Source organism: Flavobacterium sp. (genome assembly GCF_027533505.1).
Classification (GTDB): domain Bacteria; phylum Bacteroidota; class Bacteroidia; order Flavobacteriales; family Flavobacteriaceae; genus Flavobacterium.
Genome location: NZ_JAPZUB010000069.1, coordinates 1 through 17,616, shown reverse-complemented (window position 1 = coordinate 17,616; position 17,616 = coordinate 1). Strand labels below are relative to the sequence as shown.

Sequence of the window (17,616 nt, the reverse complement as noted above, 5' to 3'; positions counted from 1 at the left end):
AAAAATAGAAACTTAAACCTGAATCACGCCTAAATTGAATTTCTTTTCTATCGGGGCATGATTGGCGGCTTCAATTCCCATAGAAATCCATGTACGTGTTTCCAATGGATCAATAATGGCGTCGGTCCACAATCGCGCAGCAGCGTAGTAGGGGGAAACTTGGGCATCGTAGCGTGCTTTAATACGGTCAAACAACTCTTGTTCTTTTACTTCATCTACTACTTCTCCTTTCGCTTTTAGGGAAGCGGCTTCAATTTGCATTAATACTTTGGCGGCTTGCGCACCTCCCATCACGGCCAATTCGGCACTCGGCCAAGCCACAATAAGTCGTGGGTCGTATGCTTTTCCACACATAGCGTAATTCCCTGCTCCATATGAATTACCGATGACTATGGTAAACTTAGGCACTACGGAGTTGGAAACTGCATTTACCATTTTGGCGCCGTCTTTAATGATACCCCCATGTTCACTTTTGGAGCCCACCATAAATCCGGTGACATCTTGTAAAAATACCAATGGAATTTTCTTTTGGTTGCAATTGGCGATAAACCGTGTGGCTTTATCTGCGCTATCGGAATAGATTACACCTCCGAATTGTAATTCTCCTTTTTTGGTTTTGGAAACCGTGCGTTGGTTGGCCACAATACCCACAGCCCAGCCGTCAATACGGGCATATCCTGTAATGATAGATTGTCCATACCCCGCTTTGTATTCGTCAAATTCCGATTGATCAACCAAACGTTTGATGATTTCCATCATATTGTATTGATCGGAACGTGATTTGGGTAAAATACCATAAATATCGGTAGGTTCTAAGGCTGGCTTTTCGGCTTTGATACGATTGAAACCGGCTTGTTCGTAAGCCCCTAGTTTTTGAACTATACGACGAATTCGGTCTAAAGCATCTTTGTCGTCTTTGGCTTTATAATCGGTTACACCCGATATTTCGCAATGGGTAGTAGCGCCTCCTAACGTTTCATTATCAATATTTTCCCCAATGGCGGCTTTGACCAAATAACTGCCTGCCAAAAAGATGCTTCCTGTTTTATCCACAATAAGCGCTTCATCACTCATAATAGGAAGGTAGGCGCCTCCGGCCACACAACTCCCCATGACTGCTGCAATTTGGGTAATGCCCATGCTACTCATGATCGCGTTGTTTCGGAAAATACGACCAAAATGTTCTTTGTCAGGAAAGATTTCGTCTTGCATGGGTAAATAAACTCCTGCTGAATCGACTAGATAAATAATAGGCAATCGATTTTCCATCGCAATTTCTTGGGCACGTAAGTTTTTCTTGCCTGTAATGGGGAACCAAGCTCCCGCTTTTACCGTGGCATCATTGGCAACAACCATACATTGTTTTCCGTGAATGTATCCGATTTTTACCACGACCCCTCCCGAAGGACATCCGCCATGTTCGGCATACATGCCATCACCAGCAAAAGCCCCAATTTCAATACTTTGTGTATTTTGATCCAACAGGTAATCGATACGTTCACGGGCGGTCATTTTACCTTCCGCATGTAATTTTTCAATACGTTTTTCACCGCCGCCCAATCTCACTTTCGCAAAGCGCTGTTTAAGTTCAGAAAGCAGTAATCTATTGTGGTCTTCGTTTTTATTAAAGTTCAGGTCCATGGGGTTATTTTTTTGCGTCGCTAAAGTACGAAAACGATTGAAATTGGACTAATCACCAAAAAATGTTCTATATTAATTTATTGTAAAAAAATAACGGGGACTTGTTTTTTTATTAATGTTAACTTAACATTGCGACTCTAATTTTGTAGCACAAAAATCGACAAAACATGACACTTAACAGCATATTTCAGTTCTTAGTTCCTAAAGATAAAAAATTCTTCCCATTATTTGAACAAGCCTCCAAAAATTTGACGCTTATGGCCAGTACATTGCACGACGCCGTCAATGCACCCAAGGCGGAGCGTGAGGAATTGTTTCGCAAGGTTGAGGAATTGGAAGCTATCATTGAAGATATTGCGCACAAAACCCATTTAGAATTAAGTCGTAATTTTATCACACCCTTTGACCGTGAAGATATTCATTCTCTGATCAAGTCAATCGACAATGTGGCCGATAATATGCATGGTGGCGCTAGTCGAATTCGTTTGTATCAGGTGGATAAAATTACCAAATCCATTAGAAAATTAACTGAAATTAACTTGGAAGCTTGTCAGTTAATTGAAGTAGGAATTAAGGAGTTAAAAGATCTTAAAAACCCTAAAGCGATTAAAGATACGTGTAAAAAAATCAATCGTTTGGAAAGCAAAGCTGATGCCGTTTTTGACAAAGCCGTGGCCGATATTTTTGAAAATGAAACCGATGCCAAAAACATCATAAAATACAAAGAAGTATTGTCGTCTTTAGAAATGGCCTCTGACAAGTGTAAAAGTGTTTCCAATGTGATGGAGCAAATTTCTGTGAAACACTCTTAATCATTGGATTCATGGAATTTACCCTATTAATTCTTATTATCTTTTTGGCGCTTGCCTTTGATTACATCAATGGATTTCATGATGCGGCCAATTCGATTGCCACTATTGTTGCGACAAAAGTATTGACTCCTTTTCAAGCCGTACTTTGGGCCGCTTTCTTTAACTTTTTGGCGTATTGGGTCTTTGGATTTGGGGTTGCCGATACGGTGGCCAAAACCGCCAAAACCAGTAGTTTGGATTTAACGGTTCTTCTCGCGGGAATTTTAGCTGCTATTGTTTGGAACTTATTAACGTGGTGGAAAGGAATTCCGTCCTCATCGTCGCACACCTTGATCGGTGGTTTTGCCGGCGCCGCTATTGCACATGGGTTTTCAGGAAGAGTGACCGATTTGGAACATGCGGGTTGGAATATTGTATCATGGTATAAATACAAAGAAGGTGATTTGTTACCGAGTGGGGTTTTGATTGTAATTTGTTTTATTGTCTTAGCACCTTTGGTAGGAATGTTTATTTCCTACTGTTTGTCGTTATGGATGATGTACTCTTCGCGTAAAGCGATAGGCCCTAAAGTATTTACAGTAGCCTTAATGCTTTTGGTTTTTTGGTTTTTGTCTACCGTGATGATTGGGTATGAGTCGATTGAAAAACCACGTTTCGAAAGTCATTTTTGGTCGGTGGTCACTGAACCGCATAATATAAAATGGTTATTGGTGGCTGTTATTTTTTATAGTTTGGCCCTATTCAATCTTATTTTCAGTTCGTATTCTGCAGCCAAAGCAGAGTCAGTGTTGAAAAAAATGCAGTTGTTGTCTTCTGCCGCATTCAGTTTGGGACATGGGGGGAATGATTCGCAAAAAGTAATGGGTATTATTGCGGCTGCCGTAGCCGTGTATTTAAATACAACCCATCAAGAAGTGTTAACAATGCCCGAGTGGTTGCGTGTGGTTTTACCCAATGAAGAGGAAGGTATAAAAAGTCAGATGCCCGAATGGATTCCACTTACCTGTTACACGGTGATTGCCCTAGGTACGTTGAGTGGAGGCTGGAAAATTGTGAAAACGATGGGGTCCAAAATTACCAAAGTAAATGCTTTTGAAGGTGTTGTAGCCGAGTCGGCGGGTGCTTTGACCTTGTTTTCAACCGAACATTTTAAAATACCGGTTTCCACCACACACACCATTACCGGTTCGATTATTGGAGTAGGGGTTACCAAACGCATTTCTGCGGTTCGGTGGGGGGTTACTGTTAATTTACTCTGGGCATGGATATTAACCATACCCGTATCAGCTATTATGGCTGCTCTTTTCTATTACTTAGTTAATTTGCTTTTATAAAATAATAAGTCACCTACAACGGTGACTTTTTTTTGCTTCATGTTTAATTTTCTTTCTAACTTGTACGCCAATAGATTATTTTATGGGAATACAATTTAGAACCTATTTTTTTCTTCTTTTTATTTTAATTTTTACCAATAGTTGGGCACAACCCGTTTTGGAAAAAAACAAAAGTGATAATGACCTGAAATTATCCACATTACCGTATTACAGTTTCGGAAAAGGATTAGGGCTTACCGCCCCTGACAGCTTATTTCAAATGAATTTGCGTTTCCGGATTCAAAACCGGGCTACTTATGTCAAAAATGAATTTGAAGAAGGAGGCTATGATTGGCAGATTCGTCGCTTGCGCCTTCGTTTTGATGGTTTTGTGGGAAGTCCAAAGTTTTTATACGTCATTCAATTATCATTTGCTCCAGGGGATACTGGCGAAATTCGTGAAGGGGATAATTATAACATAATACGGGATGCTGTAATTACGTATCGTCCTAATCCACAATGGAATTTTAGTTTTGGACAGACGAAATTGCCCGGAAACCGCCAGCGAATTAATTCTTCAGGAGCCCTTCAATTAACCGACCGTTCAATAAATAATGCGCGTTTTAATATTGACCGCGATTTCGGATTTCAAGTTCACCATCTAAAACAGCGCAGTAACCAGTTTTCGTATAATCTCAAAGCCGCATTGTCAACAGGAGAGGGACGCAACACAACCAACGGTCCTGATAGTGGCTTGGCCCTTACCGGTAAAGTCGAATTGATGCCCTTAGGCGCTTTTACCAAAGACGGCGTTTACTTTGAAGGGGATTTGATTCGGGAAGCCAAACCCAAACTCTTTTTCTCTGCCGCCTTTCAGCAAAACAACAATGCCCAGCGCACTCAGGGGCAACTCGGCGACAATTTATTTCAAGCCCGAACGTTAAAGTCGGTTTTACTAGACGGTATGTTTAAATACAAAGGATTTGCGGCGATGGCCACGTACATGTCTCGATCCACAACGCGAAATGCGATTACAGTAAACCCTCTTGATCCCACGCAAACACGTTTTGTGTATGTTGGTAGTGGATTTGACTATCAATGCAGTTATCTAACCCCGTCTAATTACGAGTTTATTGTTCGGTATTCGACCCAAAAAGTCGGAGCAGACATTGTAAATCTAGCGACCGATACTCAAGAATATACATTGGGACTTACTAAATATGTTTGGGAACATGCCTTCAAAATACAGGCTGAAGTTACCTACGATCGCCTACAGTTTTCGCAAAGTAGTGAGCAAAACAATTGGTATGTTCGATTTCAAATCGAAATGGGGATATAAATAATTTAAAAAAAACAACGTACTATGCAATCCAAATGGTTTTCGCTCTTTTGTTTGTTTACCCTTGTTACAAACGCACATCTCAATGCTGTTTCCTATGTTGATGGAACACAAGCTTTAGAGGGTTTTGCAGGTATTCCTCAAAAAGAGGTAGCGGAAAAACGAGGTGTTTTGATTCTTCCCGCTTGGATGGGGATCGATGTACATGCGAAAGAGTCCGCTGAGAAATTGCAAAAATTAGGATTTTATACTTTCGTTGCCGACATTTATGGGGTTGACCAACGCCCCAAAAATTTTAAAGAAGCATCAGAAAAGGCCGGATTTTACAAGAAAAATATTTTAGCCTATCAAAAACGAATCCAATTGGCTTATGACCAATTGGTGCAGTTGGGGGTGTCTCCCAAAAACATTGTGGTCATGGGGTATTGTTTTGGCGGGACAGGTGCTTTGGAGGCCGCTCGAATGAATTTACCCGTTCGTGGGGTTGTTAGTTTCCACGGGGGATTAGGTCGCGATGCCTCACGTTCCATAGAACCTATTCAAACGCGTGTTTTAGTGCTGCATGGAGCCGACGATCCGTATGTTCCACAAGACGAAATCAAAGCTTTTCAAGAAGAAATGCGCACTGCCAAAGCTGATTGGGAAATGATATATTATGCTAATGCCGTACATTCCTTTACCGACAAAGGTGCTGGTTCGGATAATAAGAGGGGAGCGGCCTACAACGCCAATGCTGCAAAACGATCTTGGAATCGGTTGCTGCAATTTCTTTTGGAAGTTTTTGAATAAAAAAACGGTCTATTTCTAGACCGTTGTAGGTTGTTATTTAAGATTCTTTTTGTCCCATCATCATCAAATACGCTTTTAAGAACGTATCGATTTCTCCATTCATAACGGCATCGACATCACTGGTTTCATGTCCTGTACGCACATCTTTCACGAGTTTATAGGGATGCATCACATAATTTCGAATTTGGGAGCCCCACTCAATTTTCATTTTCCCTGCTTCAATATCAGCGCGCTGTTCCATGCGTTTTTTCAACTCGATTTCATACAATTGTGAGCGTAACATTTGCATAGCACGTTCTCGGTTATCGTGTTTTGAACGGGTTTCAGAGCATTGAATTTGAATTCCAGTCGGTTTGTGAAGTAATTGAACTTTGGTTTCCACTTTATTTACATTTTGTCCTCCAGCACCACTCGATCGTGCGGTAGTAATTTCAATGTCGGCAGGACTAATGGCGATCTCAATCGTATCGTCTACCAAAGGATATACATAAACTGAAGCAAAGGAAGTATGGCGTTTGGCATTGCTATCAAAAGGAGAAATACGCACCAATCGATGCACTCCATTTTCGCCTTTTAGATACCCAAAAGCAAAATCACCTTCAAATTCCAAGGTGACTGTTTTTATCCCTGCCACATCGCCTTCTTGAAAATTCAGCTCTTTGATTTTATATCCTTGTTTTTCACCCCACATCAAGTACATACGCATCAACAAGGAGGCCCAGTCACAACTCTCTGTACCACCAGCGCCTGCGGTAATTTGCAACACGGCACTCATGGAATCGCCTTCATCCGAAAGCATATTTCGGAACTCTAGGTCTTCAATTTGGTGTAACGTCAAGGCATACTGCGTATCCAATTCTTCTTCGGAGGCATCGCCATCTTTGAAAAATTCGTAGGTAATTTGAAGTTCCTCGGCAAGATTTTCGGCCTTGGTAAAATCTTCGACCCACTTTTTTTTGGAGCGTAAATTGCGAACGATTATTTCGGCTTGTTTGGCATTGTTCCAAAAGTCGGGTGCAAAGGTTTTCTCTTCCTCATTCGAAATTTCGATTAATTTGGCATCAATGTCAAAGATACCTCCTCAACGCACCAAGGCGTTCTACAATACCTTTGATTTGTTCGGTATTTGTCATAAATTAATGTAGTTTTGTAGCCGCAAAAGTAAAGCATTGTTGTCGGATATGGAAATTAATTTAGTCAGCGATACCGTTACCAAACCCACCCAAGAAATGTTGCAGTATATGTTTCGGGCCAAAGTAGGGGATGATGTCTATAAACAGGATCCCTCGGTAAACGAATTGGAGGAAGCTGTAGCGCATCTTTTTGGTATGGAAGCGGCTTTGTTTTTTCCGAGTGGCACTATGGCCAATCAAACGGCGATAAAGTTGCATACCCAACCTGGAGAGCAAGTCATTTGCGACAAATATTCGCACATATATCATTATGAAGGCGGCGGTGCTTCCTTCAACAGTGGTGTTTCTTGCTGTCTCGTCGATGGAACCCGCGGGATGATTACAGCAGAGCAAGTTAGGGCATCTATCAACGATCCTGAATTTTATCATGCTCCAAAAACGGCATTAGTGAGTATCGAAAATACAACCAATAAAGGGGGCGGTGCTTGCTATGAAGTTCTTGAATTAAAGCGCATTAAACAAGTTTGTGTTGAGCATAACTTGAAGTATCATTTGGATGGTGCGCGTCTTTGGAATGCCTTGGTGGCCAAGAAACAACATCCTAAACAATTTGGGGAGTTATTTGATACCATTTCGGTCTGCTTATCAAAAGGTTTGGGTGCTCCAGTAGGATCTCTTTTGCTAGGTACAAAAGCCGATATGAAAAGAGCGTTGCGTATACGTAAAATTTTTGGTGGGGGAATGCGTCAAGCGGGCTATTTGGCGGCGGCGGGAATGTATGCGTTGCAAAATCATATTTTACGATTGGAGGAAGATCATAAAAGGGCACAAGAATTAGGCGCTCTTTTGGCTACTTTACCTTGGGTAGCAAAAGTCGAACCAATTGAAACCAATATTATTATTTTCTCTGTTCGTCCTACGTTGGATGAGCAATGGGTGATCGATAAACTCAAACAGAAAAACATACACATCAGTTCGATGGGCCCCGGAAAACTTAGAATGGTTACCCATTTGGACTATAAACAAGTGATGCATAGTTACGTAATGGAGCATTTGGCTAAACTTATATTTTAGTGTAAAATAACTTTACCTAAGGTCAACAGGCCGATACCCAGAATTAAAAAAAGAGCGATTTGTTTGAACCGATTTTGATCGATATAACGCAAGAGCAATTTTCCTAGACCCGAACCGAGTAAACTAATTCCAATTAAAACGGGAATTGCATAGATGATGTCTTGGGTCACATAGCCATTTTGAGCATACACTACGGTTCGTGAAGCATCGATCATTAAATCGATTGTAGCAGACGTGGCTATAAAAACATTTTTTTCAAGATTAAATGCAGCCATCGTCAACCCGCGAATGGCACCGCCTGTTCCCATCAATCCCGCTGAAAACCCTGAAAATACCCCGCCAAGGACTGCATTTTTGGTGGTTGGTAATAGTGTTTTTTTAGTTTCAATAATAAAAAACAAACTGAAAAACGTCAAAAATACTCCTAAAATTAGTTCCAGTATTTGAGAAGATAAATAGGGCGTAAGCCATCCACCGATCAATACAAAAAGCACAGAGGGAATCCCCATGGTGAGTAATAGCGGCCGATGAAGCCCTTTCCTGAATAGTGCAATTTTGGTAATGTTACTCGCAAGGTGCAAGACCGCGGTGAGTCCCAATACATGGTGAAAATCAAAGTAAAAATTAGCAATAGGAACAAAGAAAACCGAAGAACCAAAACCTCCCACAGTGCCTACAATTTCTGCAACAAGTGTAAGCAAAAGAAAACCAAGGTCCCAACGCATATTATCGGAATAAATTCATTCCCGGAATGTTTGGAAGTCCTTCTTTGGCGACCGCGGCTAACTCGGCTTCTTGAATTTGCCCCGCTCGTTCAATCGCTTTATTGAGAACCGTAATTAAGTAATCTTCGAGCATTTCTTTATCTTCTAAAAGCGCTTCGTTAATTACAATAGACCGAATGATGCGATTGGCTGAGCAAGTCACTTCAAGTAGTCCATCACTGCTTTTTTCATCGATATAAACGGTAGCTAAACGTTGCTTTGTTTCTTCTATTTTTTGCTGGGTTTCTTGTAATTTTCCCATCATTCCCATTAAATCTCCAAACATATTTTTCTACTTTTAGTAACACAAATGTACGTAATAATCTTGTTAAAGAATTGGTTGAAAATTTAAGTTTTTTCATTCATCATAGCCCGTATTCGCGGTGTATCTTTGCAAAAATTAGTTTATTTCTTATGTCTACTTTTCAACCGCCCAAAGCGAAGAAAAATCCCCACCGTCTTTTTCACCATGATCACGAACGAATTGATGATTATTTTTGGTTGAATGATCGGGAAAATCCTGAAGTTATTGCTTATTTGGAACAAGAAAATGCGTATTATCAAGCAGCAACGGCACATACCAAGGAATTGCAGGATGCATTATTTGTTGAAATGAAACGTCGTATCAAAGAAGACGATAGTTCGGTACCTTATTTTTACAATGGATATTATTACATTACACGTTTTGAAAAAGGAGGCGATTATCCAATCTACACCCGACGACAGGGAAGCATGGAAGCTCCAGAACGGCTGCTGTTTGATGCCAACGAAATGGCAAAAGGGCATTCCTATTTTCATTTGACAGGTTTATCCATCAGTGAAGATAATGTTTGGGTGTCGTTTGGAGTTGATACAGTCTCCCGACGTCAGTACAGCATTCAAATAAAAAATCTTGAAACCGGTGAAATTTTACCCTACGCTATAGATAATACTACAGGTGGCGCGGTTTGGTCGGCAGATGGAAAATACTTGTTTTACAGTCGAAAAGACCCTAAAACATTGCGTTCGGATAGTATTTACCGGCATGCTTTAGGTGCTGATCCAAGCGAGGACGTAAAGGTATATTTTGAAGCCGATGCTACATTTGACGTTTCTGTATTTAAGTCCAAATCACGCGAATACATCATGATAGCCTCCGAAAGCACGCTCACTTCAGAGTATCGATTTATAAAAGCCGCTCAGCCTTTGGCAGATTTCCAGCTTTTTCAGCCGCGTGTTCGGGGTTTGGAGTATTCGGTATCGCATTATGGCTCGCATTTTTACATACTTACCAACAAAGATGAAGCGACTAATTTTAAATTAATGAAAACAGAAGTCGCGCACACTGCATTACCACATTGGGTTGATGTGTTGCCGCATCGGGAGGATGTTTTGTTGGAGGGCATTGATATTTTTAGCGATTTTTTGGTGGTCTCCGAGCGGTATAATGGGTTAAATGCATTGCGCATTATTCGTTGGGATGGTACTATGGATGAATACCTTCCGTTTGCTTCAGAGACGTATACTGCTTATACAACGACCAACGTTGATTTTGACACGCCGTGGCTTCGGTATGCGTATCAATCGTTGGCCACTCCGGCCTCGGTGATTGAGTTTAACATGATCACGCGCGAAAAACGAATTTTGAAGGAGCAAGAAGTGTTGGGTGGAGATTTTGATAAGCACAATTATATCGAAGAGCGTATATGGGCCACTGCAGACGACGGTGTTCAAGTGCCCATTTCTTTGGTATACAAAAAAGGACTTCAAAAAAATCAATCTAATCCGCTGTTGCTCTACGGCTATGGTTCCTATGGTGTTACGCTAGAGCCTTATTTTTCAACTACTCGGTTAAGTCTTTTAGACCGTGGGTTTGTTTATGCTATGGCGCATGTGCGAGGGGGAGAGGATTTGGGCCGACGATGGTATGAAACGGGAAAATTATTGGAAAAACGAAATACATTTACCGATTTTATCAATTGTGCTGCATTTTTAATCCAAGAGCGGTATACCAGTGAATCGCATTTGTATGCAGAAGGCGGATCAGCGGGTGGTTTGTTGGTGGGAGCCGTTGCCAATATGCGTCCCGATTTATTTCACGGAATCATCGCTCAAGTGCCCTTTGTGGATGTAGTGACTACGATGTTGGACGACACAATTCCCTTGACGACGGGAGAATATGACGAATGGGGCAATCCCAATGATAAAGTGTATTACGACTATATGTTGTCGTATTCGCCTTATGATAATGTTTGTGCTCAGGATTATCCACACATGTACATTTCAACCGGATTGCATGATTCACAGGTACAATACTGGGAACCCGCCAAATGGGTGGCAAAATTGAGGGCGATGAAAACCGATGCGAATCAGTTGTTTTTGGACACCAATATGGCGACTGGGCATGGAGGTGCTTCGGGCCGATTTGAAGCGCTAAAAGAGGTGGCAAAAGAGTTTGCTTTTTTATTGGATTTAGAAAAAATTAAAAGTTAGTTTAAATTAATTTACTAAATTTGCAAGGTTTGGGGACATTCTAGGATTGCTAATCGAATTCCCTGACGCTAATCTGTTTTTTATGAAAGAAACAATAAAAGCCTACAATAATGTACTCGAATTAATAGGGAATACTCCGATTATTCGACTCAATAGGATTGCTGAGCATCTTTCAGGAAATTTCTTTGCTAAGGTTGAAGCATTCAATCCGGGGCATTCCACCAAAGACCGAATTGCCTTATACATTATTGAAGAAGCCGAACGCCGAGGAATACTTAAACCGGGCGATACCATTATTGAAACTACTTCGGGAAATACGGGCTTCAGTTTAGCCATGGTGAGCATTATCAAAGGGTATGATTGCATCTTGGCGGTAAGTTCCAAATCCTCGAAGGATAAGATTGATATGTTGCGTTCCATGGGCGCTAAAGTTTATGTTTGTCCCGCCCACGTTTCTGCTGATGATGAGCGTTCGTATTACTCTGTAGCTAAGCGATTGCATGAGGAAACAAAGGGTTCCGTCTACATTAATCAGTATTTCAATGATTTGAATGTTGATGCGCATTACAATACTACAGGGCCTGAAATATGGGAGCAAACCGGGGGTCAGATAACGCATCTAGTGGCTTGTAGTGGAACAGGTGGCACCATCTCGGGAACCGCTCGTTTTTTGAAAGAAAAAAATCCATCCATACGTATTTTAGGGGTGGATGCTTTTGGATCTGTTTTAAAAAAATACCACGAAACTAAAGAATTCGATACTGCAGAGATTTACCCCTATCGTATAGAAGGTTTGGGTAAAAATTTGATTCCTACGGCCACAGACTTTGATGTCATTGACAAGTTCATGAAAGTAAGTGACGAAGAAAGTGCACATACGGCTCGTGAAATTGCCAAGAAAGAAGGCTTGTTTGTTGGATATACCAGTGGAGCTGCCTTTCAAGCGGTAAAACAGTTTGCTGAAGAAGGTGAATTTACGGCTGAAAGTAATGTGGTTATTGTATTCCCTGATCACGGTTCACGCTACATGAGTAAGGTATTTAGTGACGAGTGGATGAGTGAACAAGGATTCTTTGACAGCGTTAATGCGGAGGAAGTTCAAAAAATAGAATTTATTAAATAAAGAAAATCCGGTGATACGCCGGATTTTTTTAAGGTACATTCTTTTTTGTTTTTAACCGAATAATGTCTTCTAAAACCGCTCGGGTTTCATAGTTCACAATTTTTAATTGAATCGTGTCTTTTTGCGTGGTATATCCTTCAATCCAGTACAATTTACCCTCCTCAAATTTCACATTACTTTTATCAAAATCTACATCGCCATAGGTTAAGGTATTTTTAATATCAATGGTATCAATCCAATCTTCCGCGAGTTTCCGTGAGGCTTCTAGACTGTATTTTAAGGGTTTAGTGCGAATGTTATTGAGTACGCGTTCGTTTGGAAAATAACTACAACGGGTCTCTTTGCCTGTTAAGACGAAAGCGACAAAAAGGGCACCTAGTAAAACTCCAAAACTATAGTAGGCGAGGCGTTGATAAAATTTCATAACATATTTTTAGCAAAAGTAAAAAATCTCAAGCCGAAACGGTATTAAAATACAATTAAATTAATGTCGCTATCGGGTAAATGAAACCAATCTCCAATAGATTTATTGGTTAAAATTCCATGATAGTAATACACTCCATTTTTCAATCCTTTACTCAATCGCAATGCATTTTCCATGCCGCCATCCTCTGCGATTTGTAACAAATACGGCATGATGATGTTGCTGATAGAAAGGGAAGCTGTTTTTGAATACCGCGACGGAATATTGGGAACACAATAATGGATGACATCATTTTTAATAAAAGTAGGCTTTTCATGAGTGGTAATCTCTGAGGTTTCAAAGCAACCTCCCGTATCGATACTTACATCTACGATGACCGCCCCTTTTTTCATTAAATCGACCATACCTTCTGTGACAACTACAGGGCAACGGTCTTTTCCGCGCATTGCACCAATGGCCACATCACAGCGGCGTAGCGCTTTTTGTAATGCTTTGGGTTCGATAGTAGACGTAAAAACCCGCTGACTGAGGTTGTTTTGTAAACGGCGTAATTTGGTGATTGAATTGTCAAACACTTTAACATTGGCTCCCAAACCAATAGCGGTACGCGCAGCAAATTCGCCTACGGTTCCTGCTCCAATAATCACAACATCCGTTGGGGGAACTCCATTTATATTTCCAAACAAAAGTCCTTTCCCAAAACTATTATTGATCATTAACTCGGCAGCAATGAGTATCGATGCGGTGCCTGCAATTTCACTAAGCGATTTTACAGCGGGATACGAACCGTCTTCATCTTTAATATATTCAAATGCTAAGGCGGTTATTTTTTTCTTGGACAAGGCCTCAAAGTATTCTTTCTTTCGTGTTTTAATTTGCAAGGCTGAAATTAGTATCGTCCCGGGTTGCATCATTTCAATCTCAGCCATGGTAGGAGGTTCCACCTTTAAAAGCATGGGACAACAAAAAACTTTTTGGGTGTCGTTAGTAATTTCAGCGCCCGCATCACGGTATTCGTTGTCGGTGTAGCTGGAGCTTAACCCTGCACCTGCTTCCATCAGTACTCGATGGCCATGCGAAGTCAATGAATTTACGGCGTCGGGCGTGAGACAGATACGTCGTTCTTGGTAACTCGTCTCTTTGGGAATTCCAATAAATAATTCCGATTTATGGCGCGCAATTTCTAATTTTTCTTCTTGAGGAATTAATTGTTCCGGACTGAAAGGGGTCAGTGGCATACCGTACTATATTTTCTTCTAAAGTATAAAAAATCTACGAGACCTGCAACGTCAATTTTCTTTTTCCATCTGGGAGCACACTCAAATCAATTCGGGCATATTGCGCTGGCAAAAGGTTGGGAATTTTTTCTGCCCATTCGATAAAACACCAATGCCCCGAATACAAGTAATCTTCAATCCCAAAGTCGAGCGCTTCCATTTCCGATTTTAAGCGATACATGTCAAAATGATAAATTTTCTCTCCTTGTTGATTTTCGTATTCATTAACTAGGGAAAAAGTGGGACTGCTCGTGGCATCGTTAACGCCCAAAGTTTGTGATAAAACCTTGATAAGAGTGGTTTTACCGGCGCCTATTGGGCCATTGAATACGATAACTTTCGCAGGATTTTCGCGTAGTATTTTTTGAGCCACTTGCGCAATTTCATCCAATGAAAAAAGAATTTCCATAGGTTATCTCGGATTTAAAACAATAAACGGAATAATCATTTCTTCCAGGGAAATACCGCCATGTTGGTAGGTATTTCGGTAATAACTAACGTAATGATTGTAGTTATTTACATAAGCCAAAAATAAATCGTTTTTCGCAAAAATAAACGAGCTACTCATGTTTATGGCTGGCAATCCTACTTTTTTGGGATCTTTTACCACAAAAACATCTTTGTCTTCATAGGTGAGACTTCTTCCGGTTTTATAGCGTAAGTTGAGACTCGTATTTTTATCGCCTATGACTTTCGATGGATTTTTCACATTGATGGTGCCATGGTCGGTGGTGATGATAAGTTTAAAACCTAACTTTTGGGCTTGTTGAATGATTTCCAAGAGAGGAGAATTTTTAAACCAACTCAAGGTGAGTGAACGGTAGGCTTTGTCATCGGAAGCCAATTCTTTTACCACTTCCATTTCCGTTTTGGCATGCGACAGCATGTCCACAAAATTGTAGACGACAGCTACCAATTGATTGTCTTTTAACCCTCGGAAATTTTCGGCTAATTTTTTTCCGGTTTGAAAATTTGTTATCTTAAAGTAATCGTGTTTAATGTTTAAGCCCAATCGTTTTAAGTGGGCGGTTAAAAATTCGGCTTCAAAATTATTTTTTCCTCCTTCATCGGTGTCATTTTTCCAATACTGAGGAAACTGTTTTTCCATTTCAGAAGGTAACAGTCCCGAGAATAAAGCATTTCGCGCATATTGTGTTGCGGTAGGTAACATAGCAAAATAGGGGAGTTCTTTTTCGACTTTATAGTAAGTATTTACCGAAGACTCCATGGCTTTCCATTGGTCATAGCGCATATTATCAACAACTAAAAATAAAATCGGTTTTTCCTTTTTAACCAATTCGGGCACCACCCATTCTCTAAACACCGTATGTGAGAGAACCGGTTTATCGGCTTTGGAATCAAACCAATCTTCGTAATTCCGTTCAATAAATTTTCCAAATTGGAAATTGGCTTCTTGTTTTTGCGATTCCAGGATATTAATTAGGTTGGAATCTTCGGTGCGTTCCAATTCTAATTCCCAAAACAATAACTTTTTATAGACTTCAAACCAATCAGTAAACGAACGTGCCATGCCCATATCCAGGGCAATTTTTCGGAATTCTTTTTGGTAATCTAAGGTTGTTTTTTCTGAGATAAGTCGCGAATGGTCTAGGATTTTCTTCAAACTCAAAAGAATTTGATTGGGATTGACGGGTTTGATAAGGTAATCGGCGATTTTAGAACCAATGGCCTCTTCCATGATAAATTCTTCTTCACTCTTGGTAATCATGATTATGGGCGTGGATGACTTTTTTTCTTTCATTTCCGAAAGGACTTCCAAACCCGACAAGCCGGGCATATTTTCATCCAAAAAGACCACGTCAAAATTTTCATCTTGAAAAATATCCAAGGCATCACGACCGTTGTTACACGTCGTTACGTGGTAGCTTTTTTGTTCAAGAAAGAGGATATGGGGTTTGAGTAAATCGATTTCATCGTCGACCCAAAGAATTTTTATCGGATTCATGCGGTTTTATTTTCGTGCAAGTTACTATTCCTAAAACGATAAAATTCGTAAAAATTGTATAAAAAATAGAGCGTATTGCACTTTGTTAGCGCTAACTCCTTTAAAGCTATATGCTTCCCTTTCACTGAGAAATTAACAATTTTGAGTGAGAATTGTGTTGTTTTCTTCATAATTAATATCCTATTTTTGCGATATTAGAATTCAAATTAGAAAATGACCCGAATCTTAAATTTTAAAATTAACTTTAAATACGTTTCTGTTTTAGTATTTATCTCAGTTATAGCCACTTACTTTGTTACCCACCATTTTTTTAATGAAAAAACAAGTGAAACTTCAACTCGTGTAGCCAATACCTTACAAGTAAAACGATTGGAGGGATATCGTTTTGTTAAGCCATTATTGTATGTTGATCTTGATGAATCATCAGACATGGTTTCAATGAAGGCAGAGGTGCAAAATATTATTCAGGCCTTTCAACAAAAAAATGTGATTAAGTCTGCCTCTGTATACCTCAAGGATTACAGTACCAATGATTGGATGGGAATCAATTTGGAGGAAAAGTTTAAACCTGGTTCGCTTTTGAAAGTACCTGAGTTGATTGCTTTTTTAAAGATGAATGAAAAAAATCCAGGATTATTGGACAAAAAAATTCTTTTCAACAAAATATACAAAGCCGATAAAAAGCCTTTGTTTACTTCAAAATCGATTGAATTTGGTAAATCGTATTCTATTCGTGAACTTTTGTACTACATGATTGTTTATTCTGACAATAATGCCACGTATCTTTTGAATGAAAATATCGATGTAGAAGTATTTAAAAATGTTTTTACCGATTTAGGGCTGGCCGCTCCTGATTGGAATGCCACGGATTATTTTATCACTTCTTACGAAATTTCTTTATTCATGCGAGCCTTATATAATGCCTCCTATCTCACGAGTAAAGATTCTGAATACGCAGCTTCTTTATTAAGTAAATCGGAATTTAAACAAGGTGTATTGGCGGGAATTCCTAACAATATTGATTGTTTTCACAAATTTGGAGAAGCAGGTGATATGGTGGAAAAACAGTTGCATGAAACCGTGGTCGTTTACACCCAAGACAAGACTTACTTACTCACCGTTATGACAAAAGGTAATGATTTTAGAACGTTGCCTGAGGTTTTGAAACAAATTTCTGCGGTTGTTTATCGCAATCTGGGGGGGCAATCACCACAAGCTCTTTAATCAATAAAGGGAATTTATCGGGCAAAATTCGGATCTTTTTTGGCGCAACTCATGTAGGTTTTTGGTTAATGAAAAAAGTAATGCTCTTGTGCTATATAATCAATATTATAAATAAATACATTGATTAGGCTATGGTCTAATTAATATACGGTAAATTTATTATGTTTTTAAATTCATACCATGCGGAGAATGATGTAGCTATTAACAACACGGTTTTCTTTAGCGGACTTTGACTTTCATTTATGATTGATTTTAGCGCATACCA

General features: G+C 39.9%; 16 protein-coding genes. 8 read left to right on the top strand and 8 right to left on the bottom strand.

Annotation, left to right across the window (positions count from 1 at the left end):
• Positions 1-12 precede the first annotated feature (12 nt).
• Positions 13-1,641: a carboxyl transferase domain-containing protein gene (locus tag O9316_RS12665; RefSeq protein ID WP_298204512.1), complete on the bottom strand. Its 1,629-nt coding sequence runs from the start codon at positions 1,639-1,641 to the stop codon at positions 13-15.
• 167 nt (positions 1,642-1,808) lie between these two features.
• Between O9316_RS12665 and O9316_RS12660 the strand changes: the two genes are divergently transcribed.
• The 4 genes from O9316_RS12660 to O9316_RS12645 all read left to right on the top strand — a co-directional run bounded on the left by O9316_RS12660 (position 1,809) and on the right by O9316_RS12645 (position 5,894).
• The gene (locus O9316_RS12660; protein WP_073362141.1) at positions 1,809-2,453 is read left to right on the top strand and encodes a DUF47 family protein; all 645 of its coding nucleotides are present in this window, start codon (positions 1,809-1,811) and stop codon (positions 2,451-2,453) included.
• 11 nt (positions 2,454-2,464) lie between these two features.
• Positions 2,465-3,787: an inorganic phosphate transporter gene (locus O9316_RS12655; RefSeq protein WP_298204511.1), complete on the top strand. Its 1,323-nt coding sequence runs from the start codon at positions 2,465-2,467 to the stop codon at positions 3,785-3,787.
• A gap of 82 nt (positions 3,788-3,869) precedes the next feature.
• Entirely contained in the window at positions 3,870-5,105 is a 1,236-nt protein-coding gene (locus tag O9316_RS12650) for a porin (protein ID WP_298204510.1), read from the top strand.
• Between the two features lie 24 nt (positions 5,106-5,129).
• Positions 5,130-5,894: a dienelactone hydrolase family protein gene (locus O9316_RS12645; RefSeq protein WP_298204509.1), complete on the top strand. Its 765-nt coding sequence runs from the start codon at positions 5,130-5,132 to the stop codon at positions 5,892-5,894.
• A gap of 37 nt (positions 5,895-5,931) precedes the next feature.
• Here the strand turns inward: O9316_RS12645 and prfB are convergent.
• Positions 5,932-7,027 (bottom strand): peptide chain release factor 2 gene (gene prfB / locus O9316_RS12640; RefSeq protein WP_298347291.1). Its coding sequence is split into 2 segments (ribosomal slippage): positions 5,932-6,963 and positions 6,965-7,027, totalling 1,095 coding nucleotides; the frame shifts between segments, so codons are not numbered across the junction.
• Between the two features lie 48 nt (positions 7,028-7,075).
• On the opposite strand from prfB, the gene O9316_RS12635 reads away from it, so the two are divergent.
• Positions 7,076-8,101, top strand: a complete 1,026-nt coding sequence (locus O9316_RS12635) for a GntG family PLP-dependent aldolase (protein ID WP_298204507.1) — start codon at positions 7,076-7,078, stop codon at positions 8,099-8,101.
• Here the strand turns inward: O9316_RS12635 and O9316_RS12630 are convergent.
• Both O9316_RS12630 and O9316_RS12625 read right to left on the bottom strand, forming a co-directional pair.
• A complete protein-coding gene (locus O9316_RS12630; RefSeq protein WP_298204506.1) occupies positions 8,098-8,826 on the bottom strand; it encodes a sulfite exporter TauE/SafE family protein in 729 nt (242 codons plus the stop codon). The genes O9316_RS12635 and O9316_RS12630 overlap by 4 nt on opposite strands.
• 1 nt (position 8,827) lies before the next feature.
• The gene (locus O9316_RS12625; protein WP_298204505.1) at positions 8,828-9,151 is read right to left on the bottom strand and encodes a YbaB/EbfC family nucleoid-associated protein; all 324 of its coding nucleotides are present in this window, start codon (positions 9,149-9,151) and stop codon (positions 8,828-8,830) included.
• A gap of 128 nt (positions 9,152-9,279) precedes the next feature.
• On the opposite strand from O9316_RS12625, the gene O9316_RS12620 reads away from it, so the two are divergent.
• Both O9316_RS12620 and O9316_RS12615 read left to right on the top strand, forming a co-directional pair.
• Entirely contained in the window at positions 9,280-11,337 is a 2,058-nt protein-coding gene (locus O9316_RS12620) for a S9 family peptidase (protein WP_298204504.1), read from the top strand.
• An 82-nt stretch (positions 11,338-11,419) separates the two neighbouring features.
• A complete protein-coding gene (locus tag O9316_RS12615; protein WP_298204503.1) occupies positions 11,420-12,460 on the top strand; it encodes a PLP-dependent cysteine synthase family protein in 1,041 nt (346 codons plus the stop codon).
• Between the two features lie 28 nt (positions 12,461-12,488).
• On the opposite strand, the gene O9316_RS12610 is transcribed toward O9316_RS12615, so the two are convergent.
• The 4 genes from O9316_RS12610 to O9316_RS12595 are packed head-to-tail and all read right to left on the bottom strand — an operon-like array spanning position 12,489 to position 16,127.
• The gene (locus tag O9316_RS12610) at positions 12,489-12,884 is read right to left on the bottom strand and encodes a DUF4258 domain-containing protein (RefSeq protein WP_298204502.1); all 396 of its coding nucleotides are present in this window, start codon (positions 12,882-12,884) and stop codon (positions 12,489-12,491) included.
• Positions 12,885-12,928: 44 nt separating this feature from the next.
• Entirely contained in the window at positions 12,929-14,122 is a 1,194-nt protein-coding gene (locus tag O9316_RS12605; RefSeq protein ID WP_298204501.1) for an alanine dehydrogenase, read from the bottom strand.
• Positions 14,123-14,156: 34 nt separating this feature from the next.
• Positions 14,157-14,570, bottom strand: coding sequence for a tRNA (adenosine(37)-N6)-threonylcarbamoyltransferase complex ATPase subunit type 1 TsaE (gene tsaE / locus O9316_RS12600; protein WP_298204500.1), 414 nt, complete (start codon positions 14,568-14,570; stop codon positions 14,157-14,159).
• A 3-nt stretch (positions 14,571-14,573) separates the two neighbouring features.
• Positions 14,574-16,127, bottom strand: coding sequence for a PglZ domain-containing protein (locus O9316_RS12595; protein ID WP_298204499.1), 1,554 nt, complete (start codon positions 16,125-16,127; stop codon positions 14,574-14,576).
• A gap of 213 nt (positions 16,128-16,340) precedes the next feature.
• On the opposite strand from O9316_RS12595, the gene O9316_RS12590 reads away from it, so the two are divergent.
• On the top strand, positions 16,341-17,351 hold the full coding sequence (locus O9316_RS12590) for a serine hydrolase (RefSeq protein WP_298204498.1): 1,011 nt from the start codon (positions 16,341-16,343) through the stop codon (positions 17,349-17,351).
• Positions 17,352-17,616: the final 265 nt, after the last annotated feature.